At 65.3% G+C, this 21,313-nt stretch carries 22 protein-coding genes; 8 read left to right on the top strand and 14 right to left on the bottom strand.

Annotation, left to right across the window (positions count from 1 at the left end):
* Window positions 1–52: 52 nt before the first annotated feature.
* The 9 genes from THIMADRAFT_RS07100 to THIMADRAFT_RS07140 all read right to left on the bottom strand — a co-directional run bounded on the left by THIMADRAFT_RS07100 (window position 53) and on the right by THIMADRAFT_RS07140 (window position 7,058).
* A complete protein-coding gene (locus THIMADRAFT_RS07100) occupies window positions 53–670 on the bottom strand; it encodes an anthranilate synthase component II (protein ID WP_007192308.1) in 618 nt (205 codons plus the stop codon).
* Window positions 671–707: 37 nt separating this feature from the next.
* Complete coding sequence (locus THIMADRAFT_RS07105; RefSeq protein WP_007192309.1) at window positions 708–1,109, bottom strand: HEPN domain-containing protein; 402 nt, start codon at window positions 1,107–1,109, stop codon at window positions 708–710.
* Complete coding sequence (locus THIMADRAFT_RS07110; RefSeq protein WP_007192310.1) at window positions 1,106–1,435, bottom strand: nucleotidyltransferase domain-containing protein; 330 nt, start codon at window positions 1,433–1,435, stop codon at window positions 1,106–1,108. The genes THIMADRAFT_RS07105 and THIMADRAFT_RS07110 overlap by 4 nt, the downstream gene beginning before the upstream one ends.
* Before the next feature lie 134 nt (window positions 1,436–1,569).
* The gene (gene trpE, locus THIMADRAFT_RS07115; protein ID WP_007192311.1) at window positions 1,570–3,063 is read right to left on the bottom strand and encodes an anthranilate synthase component I; all 1,494 of its coding nucleotides are present in this window, start codon (window positions 3,061–3,063) and stop codon (window positions 1,570–1,572) included.
* 146 nt (window positions 3,064–3,209) lie between these two features.
* The gene (locus THIMADRAFT_RS07120; RefSeq protein ID WP_007192312.1) at window positions 3,210–3,878 is read right to left on the bottom strand and encodes a phosphoglycolate phosphatase; all 669 of its coding nucleotides are present in this window, start codon (window positions 3,876–3,878) and stop codon (window positions 3,210–3,212) included.
* Window positions 3,879–4,020: 142 nt separating this feature from the next.
* Window positions 4,021–4,704, bottom strand: coding sequence for a ribulose-phosphate 3-epimerase (gene rpe, locus THIMADRAFT_RS07125; RefSeq protein WP_007192313.1), 684 nt, complete (start codon window positions 4,702–4,704; stop codon window positions 4,021–4,023).
* 127 nt (window positions 4,705–4,831) lie between these two features.
* Window positions 4,832–5,653: a co-chaperone DjlA gene (gene djlA / locus THIMADRAFT_RS07130; RefSeq protein ID WP_007192314.1), complete on the bottom strand. Its 822-nt coding sequence runs from the start codon at window positions 5,651–5,653 to the stop codon at window positions 4,832–4,834.
* Between the two features lie 13 nt (window positions 5,654–5,666).
* A complete protein-coding gene (locus tag THIMADRAFT_RS07135) occupies window positions 5,667–6,332 on the bottom strand; it encodes an energy-coupling factor ABC transporter permease (RefSeq protein ID WP_007192315.1) in 666 nt (221 codons plus the stop codon).
* A gap of 201 nt (window positions 6,333–6,533) precedes the next feature.
* Window positions 6,534–7,058: a hypothetical protein gene (locus tag THIMADRAFT_RS07140; protein WP_007192316.1), complete on the bottom strand. Its 525-nt coding sequence runs from the start codon at window positions 7,056–7,058 to the stop codon at window positions 6,534–6,536.
* Window positions 7,059–7,361: 303 nt separating this feature from the next.
* On the opposite strand from THIMADRAFT_RS07140, the gene THIMADRAFT_RS07145 reads away from it, so the two are divergent.
* The 5 genes from THIMADRAFT_RS07145 (at window position 7,362) to THIMADRAFT_RS07165 (ending at window position 12,837) form a co-directional block, all read left to right on the top strand.
* Window positions 7,362–8,897, top strand: coding sequence for an ATP-binding protein (locus tag THIMADRAFT_RS07145; protein WP_007192317.1), 1,536 nt, complete (start codon window positions 7,362–7,364; stop codon window positions 8,895–8,897).
* Window positions 8,894–9,613 (top strand): response regulator, encoded by a 720-nt coding sequence (locus tag THIMADRAFT_RS07150; RefSeq protein WP_007192318.1) that lies wholly within the window; start codon window positions 8,894–8,896, stop codon window positions 9,611–9,613. Before THIMADRAFT_RS07145 ends, THIMADRAFT_RS07150 begins: the two co-directional genes overlap by 4 nt.
* Window positions 9,614–10,120: 507 nt before the next feature.
* The gene (locus tag THIMADRAFT_RS07155; RefSeq protein ID WP_007192319.1) at window positions 10,121–10,678 is read left to right on the top strand and encodes a Spy/CpxP family protein refolding chaperone; all 558 of its coding nucleotides are present in this window, start codon (window positions 10,121–10,123) and stop codon (window positions 10,676–10,678) included.
* A 210-nt stretch (window positions 10,679–10,888) separates the two neighbouring features.
* Entirely contained in the window at window positions 10,889–11,929 is a 1,041-nt protein-coding gene (locus tag THIMADRAFT_RS07160; protein ID WP_007192320.1) for an NADP(H)-dependent aldo-keto reductase, read from the top strand.
* Window positions 11,930–12,024: 95 nt separating this feature from the next.
* Window positions 12,025–12,837 (top strand): DUF429 domain-containing protein, encoded by an 813-nt coding sequence (locus THIMADRAFT_RS07165; protein ID WP_007192321.1) that lies wholly within the window; start codon window positions 12,025–12,027, stop codon window positions 12,835–12,837.
* 496 nt (window positions 12,838–13,333) lie between these two features.
* On the opposite strand, the gene THIMADRAFT_RS07170 is transcribed toward THIMADRAFT_RS07165, so the two are convergent.
* Both THIMADRAFT_RS07170 and THIMADRAFT_RS24510 read right to left on the bottom strand, forming a co-directional pair.
* A complete protein-coding gene (locus THIMADRAFT_RS07170; protein WP_007192322.1) occupies window positions 13,334–14,266 on the bottom strand; it encodes a PfkB family carbohydrate kinase in 933 nt (310 codons plus the stop codon).
* A complete protein-coding gene (locus tag THIMADRAFT_RS24510; protein WP_007192323.1) occupies window positions 14,256–15,662 on the bottom strand; it encodes a formylglycine-generating enzyme family protein in 1,407 nt (468 codons plus the stop codon). Before THIMADRAFT_RS24510 ends, THIMADRAFT_RS07170 begins: the two co-directional genes overlap by 11 nt.
* 283 nt (window positions 15,663–15,945) lie before the next feature.
* On the opposite strand from THIMADRAFT_RS24510, the gene THIMADRAFT_RS07180 reads away from it, so the two are divergent.
* On the top strand, window positions 15,946–17,505 hold the full coding sequence (locus THIMADRAFT_RS07180) for a gamma-glutamyltransferase family protein (RefSeq protein WP_007192324.1): 1,560 nt from the start codon (window positions 15,946–15,948) through the stop codon (window positions 17,503–17,505).
* A gap of 383 nt (window positions 17,506–17,888) precedes the next feature.
* Here the strand turns inward: THIMADRAFT_RS07180 and THIMADRAFT_RS07185 are convergent, their stop codons facing one another.
* The 3 genes from THIMADRAFT_RS07185 to THIMADRAFT_RS07195 form a co-directional block, all read right to left on the bottom strand.
* The gene (locus tag THIMADRAFT_RS07185; RefSeq protein ID WP_007192325.1) at window positions 17,889–18,431 is read right to left on the bottom strand and encodes a retropepsin-like aspartic protease family protein; all 543 of its coding nucleotides are present in this window, start codon (window positions 18,429–18,431) and stop codon (window positions 17,889–17,891) included.
* 214 nt (window positions 18,432–18,645) lie between these two features.
* On the bottom strand, window positions 18,646–19,203 hold the full coding sequence (locus tag THIMADRAFT_RS07190; RefSeq protein ID WP_007192326.1) for a retropepsin-like aspartic protease family protein: 558 nt from the start codon (window positions 19,201–19,203) through the stop codon (window positions 18,646–18,648).
* 292 nt (window positions 19,204–19,495) lie between these two features.
* Window positions 19,496–20,230 carry an MlaC/ttg2D family ABC transporter substrate-binding protein gene (locus THIMADRAFT_RS07195; RefSeq protein ID WP_007192327.1) on the bottom strand — a complete coding sequence of 245 codons (735 nt, stop codon included), beginning with the start codon at window positions 20,228–20,230 and terminating at the stop codon, window positions 19,496–19,498.
* A 187-nt stretch (window positions 20,231–20,417) separates the two neighbouring features.
* Here THIMADRAFT_RS07195 and THIMADRAFT_RS07200 point away from each other — a divergent pair, with 187 nt between their 5' ends.
* Both THIMADRAFT_RS07200 and THIMADRAFT_RS07205 read left to right on the top strand, forming a co-directional pair.
* Window positions 20,418–20,759: a hypothetical protein gene (locus THIMADRAFT_RS07200; protein WP_007192328.1), complete on the top strand. Its 342-nt coding sequence runs from the start codon at window positions 20,418–20,420 to the stop codon at window positions 20,757–20,759.
* Window positions 20,760–20,823: 64 nt separating this feature from the next.
* Window positions 20,824–21,294: a hotdog family protein gene (locus THIMADRAFT_RS07205; protein ID WP_007192329.1), complete on the top strand. Its 471-nt coding sequence runs from the start codon at window positions 20,824–20,826 to the stop codon at window positions 21,292–21,294.
* Window positions 21,295–21,313: the final 19 nt, after the last annotated feature.

A 21,313-nucleotide genomic window follows, 5' to 3' on the forward strand; every position in this document is an offset into this window, starting at 1 on the left:
GTCCACCAGCGCCGGCGCGGGATTCGGTGGACTTCGCTCTCGCTCGTCCACCCTACCCGTCGGACCGGGGGACGCGATCACCGTCAATAGGCGCGGTCTGCAAAAAGTTCCGAAGCAGATCGTGCCCGTGCTTTGTCAGGATCGATTCCGGATGGAACTGCACGCCCTCGACCGCAAGCGCGCGATGGCGCACGCCCATGATCGCCTCGCGCTCGCCCTCGGCCGTTTCGGTCCAGGCCGTCACCTCCAGACACTCCGGCAGCGTCTCCTGCTCGATCACCAACGAGTGGTATCGGGTCGCCTCGAAGGGATTATCCAGTCCGTTGAACACGCCGACGTTCGTGTGGTGGATCGCCGAGGTCTTGCCGTGCATCACGCTCGGCGCCTTGATGATATTCCCGCCGAACGCCTGGCCGATCGACTGATGCCCCAGACAGACACCGAGGATCGGTACACGCCCGGCCATCGCCTTGATCAGCGGGACCGAGATCCCGGCCTCGTTCGGCGTGCAGGGCCCCGGCGAGATCACGATCCGCTCGGGCGCGAGCGCAATCGCCTCCTCGAGGCTCAGCTCGTCGTTGCGCACCACCCGCACCTCCGCACCCAGCTCGCCCAGGTATTGCACCAGGTTGTAGGTGAAGGAGTCGTAGTTGTCGATCATCAGCAGCATAATGAACGCCACGCACTCTTCAGAAATGGAAATGCCATCATCCGCGATCAAGCTCGGCGGCGCCAATCACGACGACTAGTTTACGGATGAAATGGTCGGCTTGGTCAACCGCCCAGATTGCCTTCTCGATGTCGATGGGTTCACCGGTATAGTCCGCAAGCAAACGAATCCGCTCCACCTGATTGAGGATACGACCGAGCTCAATATCCACCTGGCCGGTCGTCACGAGGTGTTGGCCGAACGACGCGATTAAACCCCGATGCGTGCGGATCATCTCGGGGCGAATGTCTGGCTGTGTCGCAATCAACGCCACCGTTGCCGTATCGAACATGGCGTAATAAGCGCGGTTGCACGCACCGTCAGTATCGCCGTCCGCCAATAACAGCCGTGCCGAGACGAGCGCCCGCCGTGCCTTATTAATGCCGGCATCGGGGATCATACGGGAATCCCGTCACGCCGGATCGTCTCGATCAGACCGGGATTCGCGAAATCCTCCGGATGCCTCCACTCCTCCAGCCAGATCGGCAGAGGGTCGACCAGAATACCTGTGTCGAGCATAAGTTCGAAGGCGATGCCTGCCATGTCCACCGCCGCATCGACGCGATTCCCTTGCGGGCCTTCGAGCAGCACCACAAGATCCACGTCGCTCAGATCGCCGGCATCCCCACGGGCGCGGCTGCCATAGAGCAAGGCACCGGCAACGTCGTACCGCGCACGCAACCGATCGACGAATCGTCTGGCAGCGCTTTCCACGTTCGCATTCATCCAAAACCTCGCCGGGCGTTTACGGGCTGCGCAATCGCCTCGACCATGCTCTGGTCAAGATTCCTGACGACAAGAATGGCCATGAGTCTTCTCCGACGAACCAATATGCAGGCGCGTTGATCGCAACCCGAGGTTCAAACGACCGGCCCTGCACCCCGCTCGATCCCCGCCTCGGCCAGTGCCACGGCGCGAAAGACCGCACGGCCCTTGCTCATGGTCTCCTTCCATTCGGCGTCGGGGACCGAGTCGGCGACGATGCCGGCACCGGCCTGGATGTGGAGCACGCCGTCCTTGATCACGGCGGTGCGGATGGCGATGGCCGTGTCCATGTTGCCGTTCCAGGAGAGATAGCCGACCGCGCCCGAGTAGATGCCGCGTTTGACGGGTTCCAGCTCGTCGATGATCTCCATCGCGCGGATCTTGGGCGCACCCGAGACGGTCCCGGCCGGGAAGGTCGCGCGCAGCACGTCGATGGCGTTCATGCCCTCGCGCAGATCGCCGACCACGTTGGAAACGATGTGCATCACGTGCGAGTAACGCTCGACGATCATCTTGTCGGTCACGCGCACGCTGCCGATCTCGGCCACGCGCCCGGCGTCGTTGCGTCCCAGGTCGATCAGCATCAGGTGCTCGGCCAGCTCCTTGGGGTCGTCCAGCAGCTCGGCTTCGAGTGCCTGGTCTTCGGCCTCGGTTGCGCCGCGGCGGCGGGTACCGGCGATCGGGCGGACCGTGACCACGCCGTCCTCGAGCCGGGTCAGGATCTCGGGCGAGGAGCCGACGATGTGAAAATCGCCCAGGTCGAGGAAATACATGTAGGGCGACGGATTCAGTCCGCGCAGCGCGCGATAGAGATCCAGCGGCGGCGCCTGGAAGGGAATGGAGAGACGCTGCGAGACGACGACCTGCATGCAGTCGCCGGCGAGTATGTAGTCCTTGATGCGCTCCACCGCGTGCTTGAAGCCGTCCTCGGTGAAGCCGGAGACGAAGTCGGTCTCGCTCACCGTGCGTCCCTGCTCCGCGGAGCGTCGCGGCGCACCGCGGCGCATCCGCTCGCACAGCGCGTCGATGCGCGCCTCCCCGGCCTCCAGGGTATCCCCTGCGCTCGGGTCGAGGTTGAGAATGATGTACATCCGTCCGCTGAGATTGTCGAAGACGACCACCTCGTCGGAGACCATCAGCAGGATGTCCGGCGTCTGCAGCTGATCCGGGTTGGGGCAGGTCGCCAGACGCGGCTCGATATAGCGGATGGTGTCGTAGCCGAAATAGCCGACCAGGCCGCCGGTGAAGCGCGGCAGACAGGCGAGATCGGCCACCTTGAAACGCTGCTGGTAGGCATCGATCCAGGTCAGCGGGTCCGCCGTCTCGACGGACTCGATGAGCTCGCCGTCACGCTCGACCCGGATTTCGTGCCCGCTCACCCGCAGCAATGTGCGGCAGGGCAGGCCGATGATGGAATAACGCCCCCACTTCTCCCCGCCTTGGACGGATTCGAGCAGATAGGAGTAAGGCCCCTCGGCGAGCTTGAGATAGACGCTGAGCGGGGTGTCGAGGTCGGCAAGGACCTCGCGCAGGATCGGAATACGGTTGTGTCCCTGGTCGGCCAGGGCGCGAAAGGCAGCGGGGGTCATCGGGGTCTCCGAGCAAAGGGATTCAAGGCAGGTCGGAACGCGGTCTCAACCTCGCCATCGCCACCCGGTCATCGCTCGCATCGTCCGAAGCCTCATGTTTCGATCATCAGAATCGCGACCACCAAGCGTTAGCCGCGGTCGAAAGATTATCCAGCCAGAAGCTGCTCGAGCTCGACCATGGAGTCGATGACCGCGTCGGGCTTGGCCTCGCGGATGTCTTGACCGTGGTTGTAACCGTAGCTCATGCAGATGATCCCGAAGCCCGCGGCCCGCGCGGCCTTCACGTCGCTCACCGAGTCGCCGATCATGATCGCCTCCGCGGGCTCGACCCCGAAGTGTTGGGCCGCATGCAGCAAGGGCATCGGATCCGGCTTCTTCTTGGGTAGCGTATCACCGCTGACCACGAGGCCGAAATGCTCGCGGATTCCGAGATCGCGCAACAGCGGCTCGGTGAACTGAGCCGCCTTGTTGGTCACGCAGCCGAGCTGATAACCCGCGCCCTTCATAAAGGCGATGCCCTCGATCACGCCCGGATAAAGCACCGAGCGTTTGGAGGTGTTCTCCGCATAGAGCTCGAGAAAGATCGGGAGTGCGGCGTCGAAATCCGCCTCCTCCGGCTCGCCGTCGAGCTGCCCGATCAGCGCCCGGCGCACCAGCCGCTCGACCCCGTTCCCGACCCAGTCACGCACGGACGCCTCCCCGCAGGGCGGACGGCCGAGCCGCTCCATCATGGCATCGACACAAAACGCCAGATCCGGGACGCTGTCCACCAGCGTGCCGTCCACATCGATCAGGATCATCTTCGGTCGCAGCATGCGATCACAGCTCCAGGCTCAAGAACACAATCGGACAAGCCATTCAGGCCCCTCATCACCTGAACCGCGTCGACTCGAATCGCGAAGGGACGCTCGGCCGCATCGACCAAGCTCCCACCCCGACCTGAGCCCCGGCCGCGGTTCAGCGCGCCATCTGCTCGCGCATCTCCCGAATAATGCTGTCGTAGCGATGCGGATCGCTGTCGCGGCCCTTGCCGAAGATCCCGGAGCCGGAGACGAAGGTGTCCGCACCCGCCGCCTTGATCTCGCCGATATTGTCCGCCTTCACGCCGCCGTCGATCTCGAGCCGAATATCGAACCCGGAGGCGTCGATCATCTTGCGCGCCGCACGCAGCTTCTCCAGCGTTGCCGGGATGAAGCTCTGCCCGCCGAAGCCGGGGTTGACCGACATCAGCAGGATCATGTCGATCTTGTCCATCACATAGTCGAGATAGCTCAGCGAGGTGGCCGGGTTGAACACCAGACCGGCCTTGCAGCCCTCGTTGCGGATCAACTGGAGGGTGCGGTCGATGTGCTCGCTCGCCTCCGGATGGAAGGTGATGTAGGTGGCGCCCGCGGCGGCAAAGTCCGGGATGATCCGATCGACCGGCTTCACCATCAGATGCACGTCGATCGGTGCGGTCACGCCATGCTTGCGCAGGGCCTCGCAGACCAGGGGGCCGATGGTCAGGTTCGGCACGTAATGGTTGTCCATCACGTCGAAATGGACGATGTCCGCGCCGGCGGCGAGGACGTTGTCGACCTCTTCGCCGAGCCGGGCGAAATCCGCCGAGAGGATAGACGGTGCGATCAGATCAGGCGTCATGCTGTTGTCCCCTAAGATCTCGCTCGCCGCTGCGCACGCGCCTCGGCCCGGATCCGTTTTGATGTTGAAAGTAGGGAACTCTAACCGAAGCGGACCGGATTTTCACTCGGAACGCGGACGTTCGCGCCTAGGCGCCCCGGGCCTCCGTGATGGTCTCGTAGGCGCGCCGGATCTCCTGCGTCTTCTGCGAGGCCATCCGCATCGCCTCCTCCGGCAGACCCTTCGCCATCAGCTTGTCCGGGTGATGCTGACTCATCAGACGGCGATACGCCTTCTTGATCTCGGCATCGCTTGCCTTGGGGCCGATCCCCAGGGTGGCGTAGGCGCTGGCGAGCGGCGCCGGTCGCGCCGACGACGAGGACCTGCCGCGGCCGGCCTGACCGGTCGCGCCGGCATACATCCGTTGCTGAAGCACCAAGAGGTTTTCCAGCTGCCGATAGGCGAAGGCCGAGACGTTGAGTCCGCGCCGAATGGTTTCGAGCGCGCGCCGCTGCTCCGCCGTCGGGACGCCGTCGACATAGGCGGTCAGGAGCTGCACCTCGAGGAACAGGTGAATCAAGGTCCCTTGACCTGTACAGACCGCCTTCAGCGCGGCGATGGCGCCCGCCAGATCGAAGTCGGGCGACTTGCCTTTGTTGAAGAGCTCGATCGCCACGCGTCGCTGATCGGTGCCCAAGGACATCCGATCCATGACCGAGCGCGCCAAGGCGACCTCCGCCTCGCTGACGCGCCCGTCGGCCTTGGCGACATGGCCCATGACCAGGAAGGTCGTCTCGAAGAAACGTGCCTGGACCCGCGCCCGCTGCGCACCCGTCAAGGCCGGGCGCCGCGGGCCGCCGATCCAGCCCCGATCCACGCCCTGACCCAAGGCCGCACCGAACACCGCGCCGACCGGACCTCCCACGACCAAACCGATGGCGCCGCCGACGGCTGTGCCGACCCAACCCATGTCGAGAGCTCCCTTATTTTCCTTTCAGGTACTGTTCATCGCTGAAGGAGTACACCCACTGCGGCTTGAAGGCCACCAGCACGGCCAAGATCCAGCCGTTCAGGAAGGCCTCCGGCATGAACATCAAAGGAAAGAAGGGTAGCACCGTTTCACTGAGATCCGCGAAGCTGTAAGCCCCGCTGAACACCAGCAGCCAGGCCGCCAGATAGCCCGTCAGCACGCCCACCAGACCGGCGGTCAGAAACCCGTTCACCAGCACATAGACGAAGAACTGTTTGGGCAGATACCAACGGATCAGGATCAAGGCGACCTGGGTCAGGGTCGCCGGCACGACCCCGGTCAGGAGGGCATTGATCGCAAACCCGTCCCACCCGGCTCCCGCGTTCAGGATCACCCCCAGCAGCGCCAACGCCGCCCCGATCACCGCCAAGGACCATCCGAACATCAGGGTCATGGCCGTCACCCCGAGTAGATGAAACGACAACCCGGACTGCACCTGAACGTCCATGTGCCAAAGCACCAACAGCGCAACGACCGCCCCGAGAAAGACGTTCAACTGCTCCATGTCGCGAAACTTCCGCCAAGGCGTCAACCTCAGGGCGAGCAGAAGGACCAAGGCAAAGAGCAGGTTGATGACCCAGAGCAGGGTCGGCGAGAAGAGCGCAGCGTCGATCGTCATGTCGAGCCTTTCGGAAGTGGCTTGGTCGGGGTGACCTCATCTGTTGGAAATTAGGTGGGTTTTCGGGAGGATCAACTGTGCGGATGCTTGAGATGCGGCAATTCTGCGACGCCATGGAGGTCGGTGCCTTGATTTGAGTCAGGCCGAGGGTCTCGGGCAACAGGGCTAAAAATCCTGCTCTTGACCCGGAGCCAACCCTGGCTAGCCGGCAGGGGTGATGATCGCGTACAGCATGTCGGGCATGTACAGGGTATCCGTGGATGCGTCGAACGGCCACAGTTCGGAGGTCACTGAACGGAACCCACCCCGGGAATAGATCACCTCGACGGCGTAGGTCGTTTGAGCCGAAGGCGCCGCGCCTGTCGAGTGTTCCGGGATCAAGACCGTGCAGGATTCGCGCGAGCTGCATCCAAGGAGCGGCAAACTCCGTTGCTCGCCGACGTTGGCCGTGAGTGCGCCGCTTTCGCTTGCGACGAGGAGTGCCCGGGCGACCTCCTGTGCGAGCGGCCCGTAACCGCTGAGCCGAGCCGGGTAAACGCCATTGAAGGCGCCATCCGCAAAGGTGACGTCGTACAGGCTGCCTTGGATCTCGATACCCGTCACGGCGCGGATCACGCCGTTGTCCAGGTTGAAGGATTGCGCGTGGGCCGACGAGACCGCCGCCGCGAGGCATAGCGCCACCATACCGGGAAGGAATCCGTGATCGGCACAGCGTTTTATCGTCATGGTGTTCTCCGGTTGGGATCGATGAAGGACGTGGCGTCGTGCTCGTCGGCGCGCCATTGAAACGCACGGACGTTGATCGCGCATTGCGAAATGTAGAGAAAAAGCGTCGGGTTCGACCGTTCCTTTTTTGGTGCACCCTCGCCTGTTATCGTCTTCCCGTCGATCGAGAGCGGATGCCGCGCGACGGCGCCGAGTGCGTCGAGCGTGGGTCGACTCGGTCCGCTTCGGTCGACAGACGCAGCGCCCGCTGCGAAACACCGTTCATGGGCCGCTCGTACCGAGGCGTTCGGAGCTGGCGTGAAGATGTCGTTCTCCATCCACACCAAGGTCTTTCTCACACTTCTGCTCGCCTGCGTCCTGGTGTTGTCGGGCACGCAGGCGTTCGTGCATTGGTCGCTTCAGCGCGGATTGGTCGAGCTGGCCGAGGCGCGCGAGCAGGCGCGGGTCGAGGTTATCGGCGAGCGTCTTATCGAGATCTATGCCGGAGAGGAGAGCTGGGCACCGCTGCGGGCGTCGCCGCGGCTCTGGCTCGGCGCACTGCTCGGGCGCGATTGGCCCGAGCAGGGGCGTCGGGGCCTGCCCGGGGAAGGTTCGCGCGCTCCGCCATGGGCGCGGCGCTTCATCGGAACGCATGATCAGGCGGATGGCGGCGATGGTTTCGACTGGCCGCCGCCGTCGACGGTACGGGGCGAGCGACGGGATCAGGGTGCCCCGATCGAGCTGCGTTTGATGCTGCTCGATGCCGAGGGCGCCTTGATCTACGGTCGGCCCGAGCTGTTGTCGAACACTCGGCGGTTTGTGTTGGATCTCGACGGTCGGTCCATCGGCGAGCTTGCGGTCATCGCAGGTCCCCCGGTCGCGGAGCTCGCGGATCTGCATTTCGTGGAGCGCCAAGGCGGGCGACTCTGGCTGATCGTTGCGGCGATGCTGGCGGTCGCGGCCGCCTTGGCCTATCCGCTGTCCAGTCGTCTGATCCGGCCGGTGAAGGCGTTCCAGCAGACCGCGCGCAGACTGGCGGCCGGCGACTACGACGCCCGCGTGGCGATCGGAGGCGGCGACGAGATCGCTCGCTTGGGCCGCGACATCAACGCCCTGGCGGATGCGCTGGGACGCAACGATCGAGCGCGGCGTCAGTGGGTCGCGGACATCTCCCACGAGCTACGCACGCCGCTTGCGCTGTTGCGGGCGCATCTCGAGGCGATGCAGGATGGGGTGAGGCCGCTCGAGCGCGGGGAGATCGATCGCCTGCACGGCGACGTGCTGCGGCTCTCGCGTCTGGTCGAGGACCTGAACGATCTCGCGAGGACGGATCTCGGTGCACTCGCCTACCACATGCAGGAGATCGACCTTGCAGAGATCCTGCGTGAAGACATCGATGCCTTTCGGACCCGATTCGAGGCCGCGGGGCTCGACTTGGCCTTCGACAATCGGCTTGCCGGCCGGCACGATGCGGATCCTGCCGTGTGTGCTCCGCTGCGCGCCGACGCGGGCCGTATCTCCCAACTCTTCGGTAATCTTCTTCACAATAGCCTGAGCTACACGGACTCGGGCGGGGGGCTCACGGTGACCTTGGATGCAGCGCCGCTCGGCGGCTATCGGATCACCTTCGAGGATACGGCGCCCGGCGTCCCGACCGAGGATCTGCCGCGGCTGTTCGACCGGCTCTATCGGGTCGATGCCTCGCGCAGCCGCCACACGGGCGGCGCGGGTTTGGGTCTTGCGATCGCGAAGAACGTGGTCTCGGCGCATGGCGGGAGCATCGAGGCGCATGCGGCTGCGGCGGGTGGCTGTGCGATCCGGATCGAGCTACCGGCGTCCCCGGGGCGAGGGTTTAAATGAACCAAACCGCATTGCCGTTGATCCTCGTCGTCGAGGACGAGGAGCGTCTGGCCGACCTGGTCGGCGACTATCTGCGTGCGGCCGGCTTCCGGGTCCATCACCTGGCGACCGGCACGGGTGCAGTCGCCTGGATCGAGCGTGAAGGACCGGATCTGATCCTGCTCGATCTCATGCTGCCGGGGCAGGACGGGTTGAGCATCTGTCGCGAGGTGCGCAGCCGCAGCGAGGTGCCCGTCATCATGACGACGGCACGGGTCGAGGAGATCGATCGTCTCCTCGGGCTCGAGCTGGGTGCCGACGACTATGTCTGCAAACCCTACAGCCCGCGTGAGTTGACGGCGCGCGTCAAGGCCGTCCTGAGACGCACGCGACGGGTGCCCGAACAGCGCAGGAGCGGTTTCCTGACGCTCGAGCCGGAGCGATTGCAGGTCTCGCACGACGGCAAGGTCATCACGCTGACCGCCGTGGAGCTGGCATTGCTCGCCGCGCTCCATCAGGCCGCGGGCCGAATCCTCTCGCGCAATTTCCTCATGGACCGGATCTACTCCGACAACCGTGTCGTATCCGATCGCACCATCGACAGCCACATCAAGAAGCTCCGGCGCCGACTCGCCGAGCTGGCGCCGAACGTCGAGCTGATCCACTCGGTCTACGGCGTCGGTTATCGCTACGAGGAGCCCGACGTCGACGGGGCCTCTTCGCAGGGCCCCGGATGAACCGCGAGCCTGCTCGCGAAACCGGCTAAACCGCGCCAGGCGCGGTATGCGTCGTTTGTTGAATTTGCTTGGCCGCGCCGGCTCCGATCATTGTCGGAGCCGGCGCGGTTTAAGGTATTAAAAAATATAAATTTCTAAACCGCGGCTCCGCTAAGACCAGTGGATGCACCCAACGTCGAACTCACGCGAAAGTGAGCATCTCGCTCTGGACGCGGTTTAGGTCGCTGCTGGACTGCGCTTCGCTTGTCGGCGCGGGAGCCGGGGGGGCGGAGCGGGGAGGATGGGTTTCGCTGCGTTCTACCCATCCGACGGCGTTTGTGCAACCGGTTGGTCTCGGTCGCTCTGCCGGTCTCGACCGTGCGCGGATCCGCCCGCTTCCACGAAATCTGCACGATCCTTGCGCGGCTCCTGCACCCCGGTCACCTAACCTGCAACGCGTCGGGAATGGTCTCGGCATCGCATCGGGATCCTCCCGAGACACAACGAATACAGCAAAGGTGACCCATCATGAACACCGGCAAGGACATTCGCACCGCAACCTTCGCGCTCGCCGTCGCGGCAGTCATCGCCACCACCTCTGTCTTGGCCGAACCAGGGGGCCATGCCCGGGATCCGAGCATGTTCGCGAGCCAGCGCATCGAACGTATGATCCGGACGCTGGATCTGACGTCGGAGCAGCAGAACGAGATCCGGACCATCCTGGAGGAGCAACGCGCACGGGAGCTGCAACAGCGTCAGGATGTGCAGGCACGTATCGACGCCGTTCTCACGCCGGAGCAGCGCGCACGCATCGAGGAGCGGCGCGACTCTCGGATGGAAAGGCATCTCGACGGCCTCGCCGAGCGGCTGGATCTGAGCGAGGATCAGGTCGCTCGGGTCCGCTCCATGATGGAGAGCGATGACGCGGATTCGGAAATGACCCGAGACGAGATCCGAGAGCAGATCAAGACCGTTCTGACGGAGGATCAGCTCCAACGGTTCGAGTCCCGCGGACCGGGCTCCAAACGCGGTGGTGCGGGCGAACCCTGCGAGTCGGGCAAGATGCGCGGCGGGCCCGCATTCTGACGCCGCAAGCCCCGGCCGAGGGCGCCTTGACTGCGCACCGGCCGGGGCTTCTGCCGAGCGGGGGCCTCGGAGATTCGCGTGCCGCGGCCCCGTCGTCTCCGCTACCTCATATCTCCAGCGGTTGCTTCTTCGATAGACTGCGGGCGATTCTTCGCTTGATGCCGTGCTTGGGCGATTCGGTCCATCACCGAAACGATTGAGGAGGACGCAATGGAGCTCAGACCACTCGGGCGCTCGGACATCCGAGTCAGCGCACTTTGCCTCGGGACGATGACCTTCGGCGAGCAGAACAGCGAGGCCGACGCGCACGCCCAGCTCGACCGCGCGCTCGCCGCGGGCATCAACGTCATCGACACGGCCGAGATGTATCCGGTACCGCCGCGCGCGGAAACCATCGGCCGTACAGAGGCCTACATCGGGAGTTGGCTCGCGTCGCGCGTTTGCCGTGACCGTGTGGTTCTGGCGTCCAAGGTGGCCGGGCCGGGCGCTTGGCTGCCGCATCTTCGCGGCGGCAAGTCGCGGCTGGACCGCGCCAATATCGTGACGGCATTGGACGGCAGCTTGAAGCGGCTGCAGACGGACTGGATCGACCTCTACCAGCTCCATTGGCCGGACCGCGAGACCAATTTTTTCGGCAAGCTCGGCTATTCGCCGGCCGAAGACGCGCACAGCGTCCCACTGCTCGAAACACTCGAGGTCCTCGCCGATCAGGTCCGGGCCGGCAAGATCCGCCACATCGGCGTCTCCAACGAGACCCCCTGGGGCCTGATGCGTTTCCTCGCGCTCGCGCAGGAGCATGGCCTGCCGCGGATGGTCAGCATCCAGAACCCCTACAGTCTGCTGAACCGGACCTTCGAGGTCGGCCTCGCCGAGGTCGCCTATCGGGAGGACTGCGGTCTCCTGGCCTACTCTCCGCTCGGCTTCGGCGTGCTCTCCGGGAAGTATCTGAACGACGCACGCCCCGCCGGTGCCCGCGTCACCCTCTTCGAGCGCTTCAACCGCTATTCCAACCCGCAGGCGGAGCGCGCCACGGCCGAGTATGTCGCTCTTGCCCGCCGTCACGGACTCGATCCGGTGCAGATGGCACTCGCCTGGGTGACGAGCCGCCCGTTCGTCACCTCCAACATCATCGGTGCGACGACGCTGGATCAATTGGAGGCCAACCTTGCCAGCGTGGATCTCAGGCTCTCGGACGACCTGATCGCGGAGATCGAGGCGATCCATACCCGGCAGCCGAATCCGGCACCCTGAACCGGTCTGGTCGGTCCGACTTTGATCGCATGTCTTACCGCTGCCGATGCGAACAACGTCGCACCGGCGCCTGACCTGCTGCGCGTGAAGCCCACATGAAGATCTACGGCATCGACTTCACCAGTCGACCGTGTCGCCGCAAACCCATTACCTGTCTGGAGTGCGGTTTCGACGGCCTGCGGCTCGAGGCCGGCGAACTGACCGAATGGCGGGACTTCGCGGGTTTCGAGACCGCTTTGCTGCGACCCGGGCCCTGGATTGCCGGGATCGATTGTCCTTTCGGTCAATCACGGACCTTCATCGAAAACATCGGCTGGCCCGACACCTGGGCGGGCTATGTGGATCACGCGGCAGGGCTCGGCCGCGACGGCTTCCGGGCCGCGCTGGATGGGTACCGAGCGGTCCGTGCGCCGGGCGACAAAGAGCACCGCCGTGCGACGGATCGCGCGGCCGGGGCGATCAGCCCGCAGAAACTCTACGGCACGCCGGTCGGACTCATGTTCTTCGAGGGCGCACCGCGGCTGCGCAGGGCCGGTGTGACGATTCCCGGGCTCCAAGACGGCGATCCCGAGCGGATCGTCGTCGAAGCCTATCCCGGCGTCCTCGCACGTCGGCTCATCGGCAAGGAGAGCTACAAACAGGACGCACGCTCCAAACAGACAGCGCGGCGGGACGAGGCCAGAAAACGGCTCCTCGATCTGATTCTCGACGCAAAGGCGCAACCCATCTATGGCCTGAAGGTCGAGGCGGATCCGAGACTCGCCGAGGATCCGAGCGGCGACCGACTCGACGCCCTGCTGTGTGCCATCCAGGCGGCTTGGGCCTGGACGCAACGAGAGCAGGGGTTCGGGATGCCGGATGCGATCGACCCTCTGGAAGGTGCGATCGCGGACCCGATCGGTCGCTGACGCATCGATGCACGCACGGCGGAATAGGCCAGCACGGGCCATGCTCATGACGTCGGCCGTTGCGATGACTTTGCGTTGTAGGGTGGACAAGTGCAGCGCAGTCCACCAGCGCCGGCGCGGGGTTCGGTGGACTTCGCTCTCGCTCGTCCACCCTACCGGTCGGTCTCATGAATAACGCCGCCAGCACGCGACTCATCCGGCATATGGTCGTGTGGAGTCGCCGTTATTCAGCAGCCGTTCAGCCTAAACCGCGCCCAGCGCGGTATGTGATGTTTTTGGATGGGATCGGCCTCGGCAGACTCGACGATTGTCGGAGTCGGCGCGGTTTAAAGTTCTAAAAAATCTAAAATTCTAGACCGCGTCTCCACGAGGTTCGGAAAAATCCCTAATCCCGACACAAAGTGAAAATGACGCAAGTCGCTTTGGACGCGGTTTAGGCTGAAACCCGCATCGTTGAACACAAAACGAAAATGACGTATTTCACTCTGGACGCGGTTTAGGTTCGGTCGGATATCGGCGGTGATGCGCGCTCCGTCACAATGCCCGGATGTCCGCATTTGAGACCCGCGAGCTTGACCGCCTGCTCGACCGCTTCGGCGGCGGGTAGATCCTCCAGCAAGCCATGGATGACGCCTGCGTTGAAGACATCGCCGGCGCCCAGGGTATCGACGACACGCGTCGGGACGTAGGCCGGCACCCGCTGGACATGACCGCCGCGCTCGAGGAAGGCGGCACCTTCCGCACCCCGAGCGACAACGCAAAGCCTTGCGTCGCTGTGCATGAGGAGATCCTCCAGGAACGCGTCCGGATCCTCGAATCCGACGGCGTGCGCATAGGCACGACTCGCCAGCAAGACCTGCGGGCCATGCAGCAGCGCCTCGATCCCGGGGCGGTGTTTCTCGAGCTCCACCGAGATCGGCACCTCCGGCGCCTCCTCGCGGACACGGCGGATCATCCGTGCCGTCTCCTGCGGGTTGCGTCCTTCGAAATGGACCCGGGCGAGTCCAGCGAGCGAGACCCGACCGAAATCCTCCGCACTCAGCTCGGGGAGGTCTCGAAAATGGACAATGGTCCGGCTCCCGCCGGCGCGGCTGAGCAGGATCGACGAGGTCGGGGTGGTCCCGCCGGGTACGCGCACGGCATCGCGTGCCTCGATGCCGTGACCGGCAAGGTCGTCGAGGATCAGGTCGGCCGCCGCGTCGTCGCCCAAGGTGCCGACCCAACGGCAGGGGTGTCCGAGCTGCGACAGCACGGCGAGGCTGTTGGTGACGTTGCCGCCGCGCACCCTGCGCAGGGCCAGGGCGCGGACCTCGTCGTCTTCGGCGGGATAGACCTCGACCTCGTTGACGAGGTCGAGCACGGCGATGCCGACACCCAGCACGGATCCGGCGGGGTGCGCCCGGACGGACTCGGCCGGGTCAGAGATCACGCGCAACGCGAAACCCCAGCATATCCAGACGCGTTCCCGGAACGAAGCGCGCGCGAACGTAGGTCCGCATCGAGGCCGACGGCTTGTTGAAGGCGCCGCCCCGGGCAACACGGTAGGTGCAGGGACCGTCCGTGCGGGCGCGCCCGTCGCGTGGTGCGTCGTCGTAGCCCGGCCGATAACAGTCCGCGACCCATTCCATGACATTCCCTGCCGTGTCGTGAAGACCGAAGGGGCTCGATTCAAAGCTCCCCACGGGCGCCGTCGATCGGTTGTCCCAGGCGCTGCCGCAATCGAAGCAGACCGCGCGATTCTCCTCCAGCCCGAACCCCCACCAGTAGGATCCGCGTCCGCCGGCGCGCGCCGCATACTCCCATTCCGCCTCGCTCGGCAGGCGGTAGCTGCGTCCGGTCTCGCGAGAGAGCCATGAGGTGTAGTCTCGGGCATCGGCCCAGCTCACCCCGACCACCGGGCGGTTGCCTCGGCCCCATCCGAAGTCCTTGGGAAGTCCCCGGCCGGTGGCTCGGGCGAAACGGTCGTATTCCCCGAAGGTGACCTCGTAGACACCCATCAGGACGGGCGCGATCTCGACCTCGCGCGCCGGGCCGAAATCACTTGCGACCGTGAGATTCCGGCCCATTCGGAAACGCCCCCCGGGGAGTTTGGCGAGCGTCGGGCCATACCCGCCGTCGCGCAGCCGATCACGCTGTGTCGGGACAGAAGCGATCGAGGCCGCGACGGGATCGGCCGCCGGCAGGTCGCCGGGCAGGCGAGCGCCTTCACCGGCCAGTGTCTCCGCTCCCGAGGACAGGGTTTCCGGGTCAGGGTGGGGCTGCGGGCGATCGGCGCGCAGCCAGACAAGGATCACGAGCAACGCGAGAAGAGGGAGCAGAAGGAGCGGCCAGAGCCCGAGGTTGAACGCGCGACGCCGGATTCGAGGCGGCTCGGCGGAGGGCCAGCTCGGCGCGGCGGTCTCGAGCACCGCCGGCTCGCTCCCCTGCGCCTGAAGATCGAGCAGGGCCTGCCGCAAGCGGCCGACCTCGTCTTGTGCGGCCTTCAAGGAGAGATCGCGACGCTCCACCTCCTTGCGCAGGCCGTCGAAGACCAGATGCTGGTCTTCCAGCACATCCTCGAGACGTCGGCATTCCTCGGTGATCGCGTCGAGGGCCTGCTCTTTCGCACCGAGCGTCCGCTGAAGGGTGTCGAGCTCCTGCCGAAGGGACAGTTGCTCCGCCGCCGATGCCGCTCCGCCCTCGACCGCGGAGCGTTCGCGTAACTGCCGATTGATGCGCGCGACCTCCTGCTGGGCCTCGCGACGCACCTCGCCCAATGCCTGTCGCAGTGACGCGGTCTCTGTGCGATCGTCTTGCGTGGACTTTAGGTGCGTTTCGTCGACCATTCAGGAGGGGTATCGGGTTGGTTGAAGTCCGCATCGGCTCGAGCGACGGGCGACCTCGTCGGCTCATACTGCTGGCGAGTGCGCGTCCGACGCGTAAGATTCGCATGATCGGCGATCGGTTGCACCTTGGCTGATGCACCGGCCAACATCAAGCGAGAGACATCCATCGCGCGAGGCAGCGAGCGCTCCTTGATCACGTCATCGGATTACGTCATCGGATCACGCCATCGGCACAGCAGAGGTCGGCAATGCATTCGACATCCCCGCTCGGACACCGGCTCCCATGACCGCACTCGGTAGCGTGGCAGCCGGTCATCCGCTCACGGCCGAGGCGGCCGCCGAGGCCCTGCGTGCGGGCGGCAATGCCTTCGATGCGGCGCTTGCGGCGATGTGCGCGGCCTGCATCGCCGAGCCGGTCCTGGCCTCCCTCGGCGGCGGCGGCTTTCTGCTCGCCCGACCCGCCGGCTCGGCGCCGGAGCTCTTCGACTTCTTCGCCCAGACCCCGCGACGACATCGCCCGGAGCAGGAGCTGGATTTCTATCCGATCCTCGCCGACTTCGGCGACGCGACGCAGGAGTTCCACATCGGACAAGGATCGATCGCGACACCGGGGGCGATCGCCGGTCTCGTCGCGATCCATCGCGAGCACTGTCGGCTTCCGCTCGACGTCATCGTCGCGCCGGCCTGCCGTCTCGCCCGCAACGGGGTGATCGTAAACCGCGTCCAGCGGGATATCGCCGAGATCGTCGCGCCGATCCTACACGCGAGCCCTGCGGCGCTCGCACTCTATGCCGATCCGGATCAACCCGACCGGCTCGCACCGATCGGTGCGCGGGTGCGCAACCCACAGCTTGCAGAGGCGCTGGAGAGGATCGCCCGCGAGGGCGCGGGTCCCTTCTATCACGGCGACTTGGGGGCGCGCTTGGTCCGCGACTGCGCCGAGCACGGCGGGCATCTGAGCGCGGCGGATCTGGCCGGCTACCGGGTCGAGCGACGCGTACCGCTGGTCCACCCCTATCGCGGGGCGCACCTCTACACCAATCCGCCGCCCTCGCAGGGCGGGTTCCTGCTCGGCGTCACACTGGGTCTGCTCGCCACTGTCGACCCGGCCCGCCTCGGACGCGGCAGCCCCGCGCATCTGCACGCGCTCGCGCTTGCCCAGGAGCTCACCCAGCGCCTGCGTCGCACGCAGCCGGGTGCGCAGGCCGAGCCATTTTCGGCGCCACTGTCGGAGTTGACTCCGAGCATCATGGATGCCTATCGCAAGCTCATGGAGGGTGCGGCGACCTTCAGCCGCGGGACGACGCAGATCAGCGTCGCCGATCGCGACGGCAACCTCGCCAGCGTCACCCTCTCCAACGGCGAGGGTGCCGGCTATGTGCTGCCGGGCACCGGCATCATGCTCAACAACATGCTGGGCGAGGAGGACATCAACCCGCACGGCTTCCATCGCTGGCCGACCAATCGGCGGATCAGCTCCATGATGGCGCCGAGCCTTCTGGCACTGGCGGAGGGGGGTTGGGTCGTGACCGGCTCGTCCGGATCCAATCGGATCCGCAGCGCCATCCTGCAGGTGGTCTCCAATCTGATCGACTTCGGGCTCGATCTGGAGGCCGCCGTGGCCTCTCCCAGGATGCACTACGAAGACGGGGTGCTGAATCTCGAGCCGCCGATCACGGCCGAAACGATCGCCGCGCTCGGCATGCACTGGCCGGGGCTCAAGGTCTGGAATCGGGGAAGTGTCTTCTTCGGCGGCGCCCACAGCGTGGCGGTCGCCCCGGACGGCAGCACGCACGGCGCGGGCGATCCGAGACGCGGCGGGGTTGCGCTGCAGGTCGATTAAACCACGTCCAGAGCAAGACGCGCATTTTCGAGTGAGCTCGACGTTTGGTGCATCCACAGTCCCTGGCGGCGACACGGTTTAGGTGATTTCCGGTAAAGGATCTTCCGACACGCCCCCTGGATAGACGACTTGCAGTCGTCTTCTTCAGCCGATCCGACGGCCCGAGAGCGTCGGGTGGAGCGCGACCCCGCCGGAATCGGGACGCTTGTAAAGAGGACGACTGCAAGTCGTCTATCCCGGGGGAGCGCCGCTTCGCGCCGTTGCTTCCGGCCGATCGGATGTGCAATGCGCGATCGAGGTGTCGATGCGCATTCAGGCGTACCTCGGGCTCCTTCAGGTCGTGCCGGCATGCGCAGTCGGGACGCTGATTTCCGGAGATTGCCTTAGTCGCTCGAATAGGGGCGCAGGATCATCTCCCCGCCGCGCAGCACCAGCTCCATGCGTCTGAGGTAGGCCATGCCGAGCAAGACCTGATCGCCCTGCATGTTGGGGAGGATGGTCGCGTTGATGTCGTAGGCGACCAGCCCGCCGACGTCCACGCTCTCCAAGCGCGCGACCCAGGTGCGCACATCGCCGTTGCCGGTCTTGCTGACCCCGCCGGGTTGGAGCGTCAAGCCGAGCGTCTGGGCGACCATGTAGGGCATGGCGACATCCACGGCCCCGGTATCGACCAAAAACTCGATCGGGGTTCCGTTGATCCGTCCGGTGGTCACGTACTGACTCACCTGATTTTCCTTCAGGACCACCTCGGGTACGTCGCCGGCGCCGAGATAGGCGACCGGATTCGGATTCGGATTCTCCCGACGTGCAGCCAGATCGCGCGCAAGCAGGATGATCAGCAGACTCGCGAGCAAAAACACGGGTATCGGCATCTTGCGTCTGAGCCAAGCGACCGAGTTGTCTCGGATCCGGTGGAGTCTGGTCATTGTTCGTCGGGATACGTCGATAACAACGAAACACCGTCGGCGTTGACTCCGACCCCGATCGCGGGGCCGAATCGCCGCAGGCCGCCCGCCCGGCATTGCGCTCGAGCCGTCGCGCCGATGCACGGGTTGGGTCGAGCTTAAACCGAAACCACAAAGATGACGAGGTTGTGTCGGCGAAAGTCGGTCGCGCGCGAGGCCGGCGCCGAGGCGCGGATCAAGATGATCCCAGATGAGGACGCAGCGTCAGCACCCCGCCGCGTTGGATCAGCTCCAGATGTCTCAGATAGCTCATGCCCAGAAGGACTTCATCCCCCGGCATGTTCGGCAAGACCGTGGCGCGGACGTTGTGCGCGACCAATCCGCCGAGATCGACGGTGTCGAGCCGTGTCGTCCAGGTCCGCACCATGCCGTTTGCGGTCTTGCTCATGCCGCCCGGTCTGAGCGGCAGCGACAGGCGTTCGGCCAAGGACAGCGGCAGGGCCACGTCGGTCGCGCCGGTGTCGATCAGAAAACGAACCGGTGAGCCGTTGATCCGACCGCCGGCGACATAGTGCCCGGCACGGTTGCGTTCGAGTCGCACCTCGGGGACCCCGCCGCCGCTTTGCAGTGCAACCGGATCCGGGTTGGGATTGTCGCGTCCGCTGATCACGCCGTCGAAGAACATCGCCAACAGCGCCAATCCCACGATCCATGCCGCAAACAACATCGCCCGCCCGACCTTCGAGGGCATGTCGTCGGCGCCGGGCGGCGCGCTGTTCGTCGGTCCATCCATCGTCGGCTCCATCGGCTCCACATGGTCGGCTCCCGGTCGGGAGACATCATCGCCGGTCGCGATCTTTCGCAAGATCCGGTCTATGGCCTTTGGCCGCGGCTTATCCAAGTGGTTCGGTCGGATCGATCGGGTCGAGCAGGGGGGCAGCGAAGGGTGACCCCCCGGGGGCAAGCGCAGCGCAGTCCACCAACGCCGGCGCAGGCATCGGCGGACTTCGCTCTCGCTCGTCCACCCTACCGTTCAACACTGCGAACGACGCCAGCTGCGCCGGAAGGAGCGGCTTCCTCGAGGATCAACGCGCGGGCATTCCAGCCTGTCCGGCCATGCGCTGGAACTGCACCCGATAATAGGCGGCAGCGCTCTGGCCGTTCGCCACGACATCGTACACGCGCCAGCCGGTCGGCGATTTGTACATCCGAAACTCGAGCTTGGCCGGATAGCCCTGCGCGCCCAGCAGCGCCACGTTGACGCTGACGTCGCCGCGCGGGCCTCGACGGGGCGGCAACATGCGGATCTGCTGTCCCTGGTAGTCCATCAACCGCGATGCCAGCGTGCCGAGGAAATCGGCCTCCAGACGCGCGGCCATCGCCGTCTTATCCTCGGCACTCATACCGTCGGACGCCGGACCGGCCACCCACTTGGCCATGTACTCGAAGTCGAAATAAGGCGCGATCTCGCGATCCAGGAAGGCTGCGACTTGAAGCCGATTCGGCACTTCTTCACGGGCGAGGAAGCCGAGGAGTTTTTCCATGCCCTCTTTGAGCGTCGCGCTGGCCTCGGCTGCGGGGCCTTTGGACACCGGCACCCCTCGGGACGCTGCTGCGGGAGACTCCGCACGCGCGGGGCGAGACGGGGAAGCGGGCATTTCCGGCATGGCGGGCATGGCGGGATAAGCCCCGCCATAGGGCATCTGCATCGGGCCGTAGCCCTCGGGGATGGGCGGGGGAGCATAGCCGTAAGGCTGGGCGCAAGCGCCGGCGGCGGCTCCGAGCAAAACAAGGAGCGACACCAAAGAACGAGACTTCATCGAATTCCTCCTAAACATTATGTTTTTCGTTGTCCGCCAAGCGCCCGGCCGGGACTCGGCAGCCTCCGAGCGTGCCAACGGGCTCCGGGAAAAGCAAGCCGCGTGCGCTCGGTATAGACTATCGGGCGTCGACAGGACTCGGAATCGCCCGAATCCGGCCAATCACCACAAGGGAGGCAATCGCGTCATGTCCCTACCGCGCGTTCACTACCGAGTCGTCGGACAAGACGACTATGTGCTGGAGATCACCCTGGAGCCCACGGGTGCCTATCGGGTCGACTGCGGCGACCACACCAGCCACAAGCCACGCCAAGGCGCACTCGACGAGCGTCAGACCCGCGAGATCGCCGCCCTGATCGCTGCCCTGGGCGAGCCTCGAGAACACCCGGCACCCGCGGGTGCGACCGGATTTATCGCCGAGCTGACCCTCGGCGCTCCCGAAGACACGCGCGTTTATCGCGTCTGGGAAGGCGAGCTGGCGGAAGAGCCGGACGTGATGGCGCTGATCCGCGCGCTGGAAGTCATTTGAGCGGCGTCGCGATCGCCGCGAACCTGCTTTCCGGACTCGGAAGGACAACAGGGAGATCCCATCCATGACACGGACCCGCTGCTTGACCGCCGCGATGCTCGAGGTCGGCATGCGCCATGAGGCCTGCCTGAGCTTCAGCCGTGAGGAGGTCGATCGTTACTGTGCGCTGGTCGGCGATCACAACGCGATCCATCGCGACCTCGATGCGGCACGGGTTCGGTTCCCGGATGCACGCGACATCATCGTCCCGGGCGGACTCGTCCAGACGCGCATCTCCGCGCTCTTCGGAACCGAGTTTCCCGGCGACGGAACTCTCGGCTTGACCTTCTCGCCCGAACGCCTTCGCCGCCCACTCTATCCGGGCGACGAGCTGGTCGTGACACTGGAGGTCGCACGTATGATTCGCGGCGGAATCGTCGAGATGCAGATCGGCATCACCGATCCCGAAGGCAACCGCATCAGCGAGGCAACGGCCAAGGTGGTGCCGCCCGACGCGGCCTATCGGGCTTGGTGGGAGGCGACGATCGGCGGCTGAGGGCGAAGGAGCGGCGGTT

The organism is Thiocapsa marina 5811 (genome assembly GCF_000223985.1).
Taxonomy (GTDB): Bacteria; Pseudomonadota; Gammaproteobacteria; order Chromatiales; family Chromatiaceae; genus Thiocapsa; species Thiocapsa marina.

What these genes read in the sequence shown, in the direction of transcription:
- THIMADRAFT_RS07160 (WP_007192320.1), top strand. Translation starts at nt 10,889, where the DNA reads ATGGAGCTCAGACCACTCGGGCGCTCGGACATCCGAGTCAGCGCACTT.
- THIMADRAFT_RS07100 (WP_007192308.1), bottom strand. Translation starts at nt 670, where the DNA reads ATGCTGCTGATGATCGACAACTACGACTCCTTCACCTACAACCTGGTG.
- THIMADRAFT_RS07135 (WP_007192315.1), bottom strand. Translation starts at nt 6,332, where the DNA reads ATGACGATCGACGCTGCGCTCTTCTCGCCGACCCTGCTCTGGGTCATC.
- djlA (WP_007192314.1), bottom strand. Translation starts at nt 5,653, where the DNA reads ATGGGTTGGGTCGGCACAGCCGTCGGCGGCGCCATCGGTTTGGTCGTG.
- THIMADRAFT_RS07195 (WP_007192327.1), bottom strand. Translation starts at nt 20,230, where the DNA reads ATGAAGTCTCGTTCTTTGGTGTCGCTCCTTGTTTTGCTCGGAGCCGCC.
- rpe (WP_007192313.1), bottom strand. Translation starts at nt 4,704, where the DNA reads ATGACGCCTGATCTGATCGCACCGTCTATCCTCTCGGCGGATTTCGCC.
- THIMADRAFT_RS07180 (WP_007192324.1), top strand. Translation starts at nt 15,946, where the DNA reads ATGACCGCACTCGGTAGCGTGGCAGCCGGTCATCCGCTCACGGCCGAG.
- THIMADRAFT_RS07205 (WP_007192329.1), top strand. Translation starts at nt 20,824, where the DNA reads ATGACACGGACCCGCTGCTTGACCGCCGCGATGCTCGAGGTCGGCATG.
- THIMADRAFT_RS07105 (WP_007192309.1), bottom strand. Translation starts at nt 1,109, where the DNA reads ATGATCCCCGATGCCGGCATTAATAAGGCACGGCGGGCGCTCGTCTCG.
- trpE (WP_007192311.1), bottom strand. Translation starts at nt 3,063, where the DNA reads ATGACCCCCGCTGCCTTTCGCGCCCTGGCCGACCAGGGACACAACCGT.
- THIMADRAFT_RS07155 (WP_007192319.1), top strand. Translation starts at nt 10,121, where the DNA reads ATGAACACCGGCAAGGACATTCGCACCGCAACCTTCGCGCTCGCCGTC.
- THIMADRAFT_RS07200 (WP_007192328.1), top strand. Translation starts at nt 20,418, where the DNA reads ATGTCCCTACCGCGCGTTCACTACCGAGTCGTCGGACAAGACGACTAT.
- THIMADRAFT_RS07140 (WP_007192316.1), bottom strand. Translation starts at nt 7,058, where the DNA reads ATGACGATAAAACGCTGTGCCGATCACGGATTCCTTCCCGGTATGGTG.
- THIMADRAFT_RS24510 (WP_007192323.1), bottom strand. Translation starts at nt 15,662, where the DNA reads ATGGTCGACGAAACGCACCTAAAGTCCACGCAAGACGATCGCACAGAG.
- THIMADRAFT_RS07185 (WP_007192325.1), bottom strand. Translation starts at nt 18,431, where the DNA reads ATGACCAGACTCCACCGGATCCGAGACAACTCGGTCGCTTGGCTCAGA.
- THIMADRAFT_RS07120 (WP_007192312.1), bottom strand. Translation starts at nt 3,878, where the DNA reads ATGCTGCGACCGAAGATGATCCTGATCGATGTGGACGGCACGCTGGTG.
- THIMADRAFT_RS07145 (WP_007192317.1), top strand. Translation starts at nt 7,362, where the DNA reads ATGTCGTTCTCCATCCACACCAAGGTCTTTCTCACACTTCTGCTCGCC.
- THIMADRAFT_RS07165 (WP_007192321.1), top strand. Translation starts at nt 12,025, where the DNA reads ATGAAGATCTACGGCATCGACTTCACCAGTCGACCGTGTCGCCGCAAA.
- THIMADRAFT_RS07110 (WP_007192310.1), bottom strand. Translation starts at nt 1,435, where the DNA reads ATGAATGCGAACGTGGAAAGCGCTGCCAGACGATTCGTCGATCGGTTG.
- THIMADRAFT_RS07190 (WP_007192326.1), bottom strand. Translation starts at nt 19,203, where the DNA reads ATGGATGGACCGACGAACAGCGCGCCGCCCGGCGCCGACGACATGCCC.
- THIMADRAFT_RS07150 (WP_007192318.1), top strand. Translation starts at nt 8,894, where the DNA reads ATGAACCAAACCGCATTGCCGTTGATCCTCGTCGTCGAGGACGAGGAG.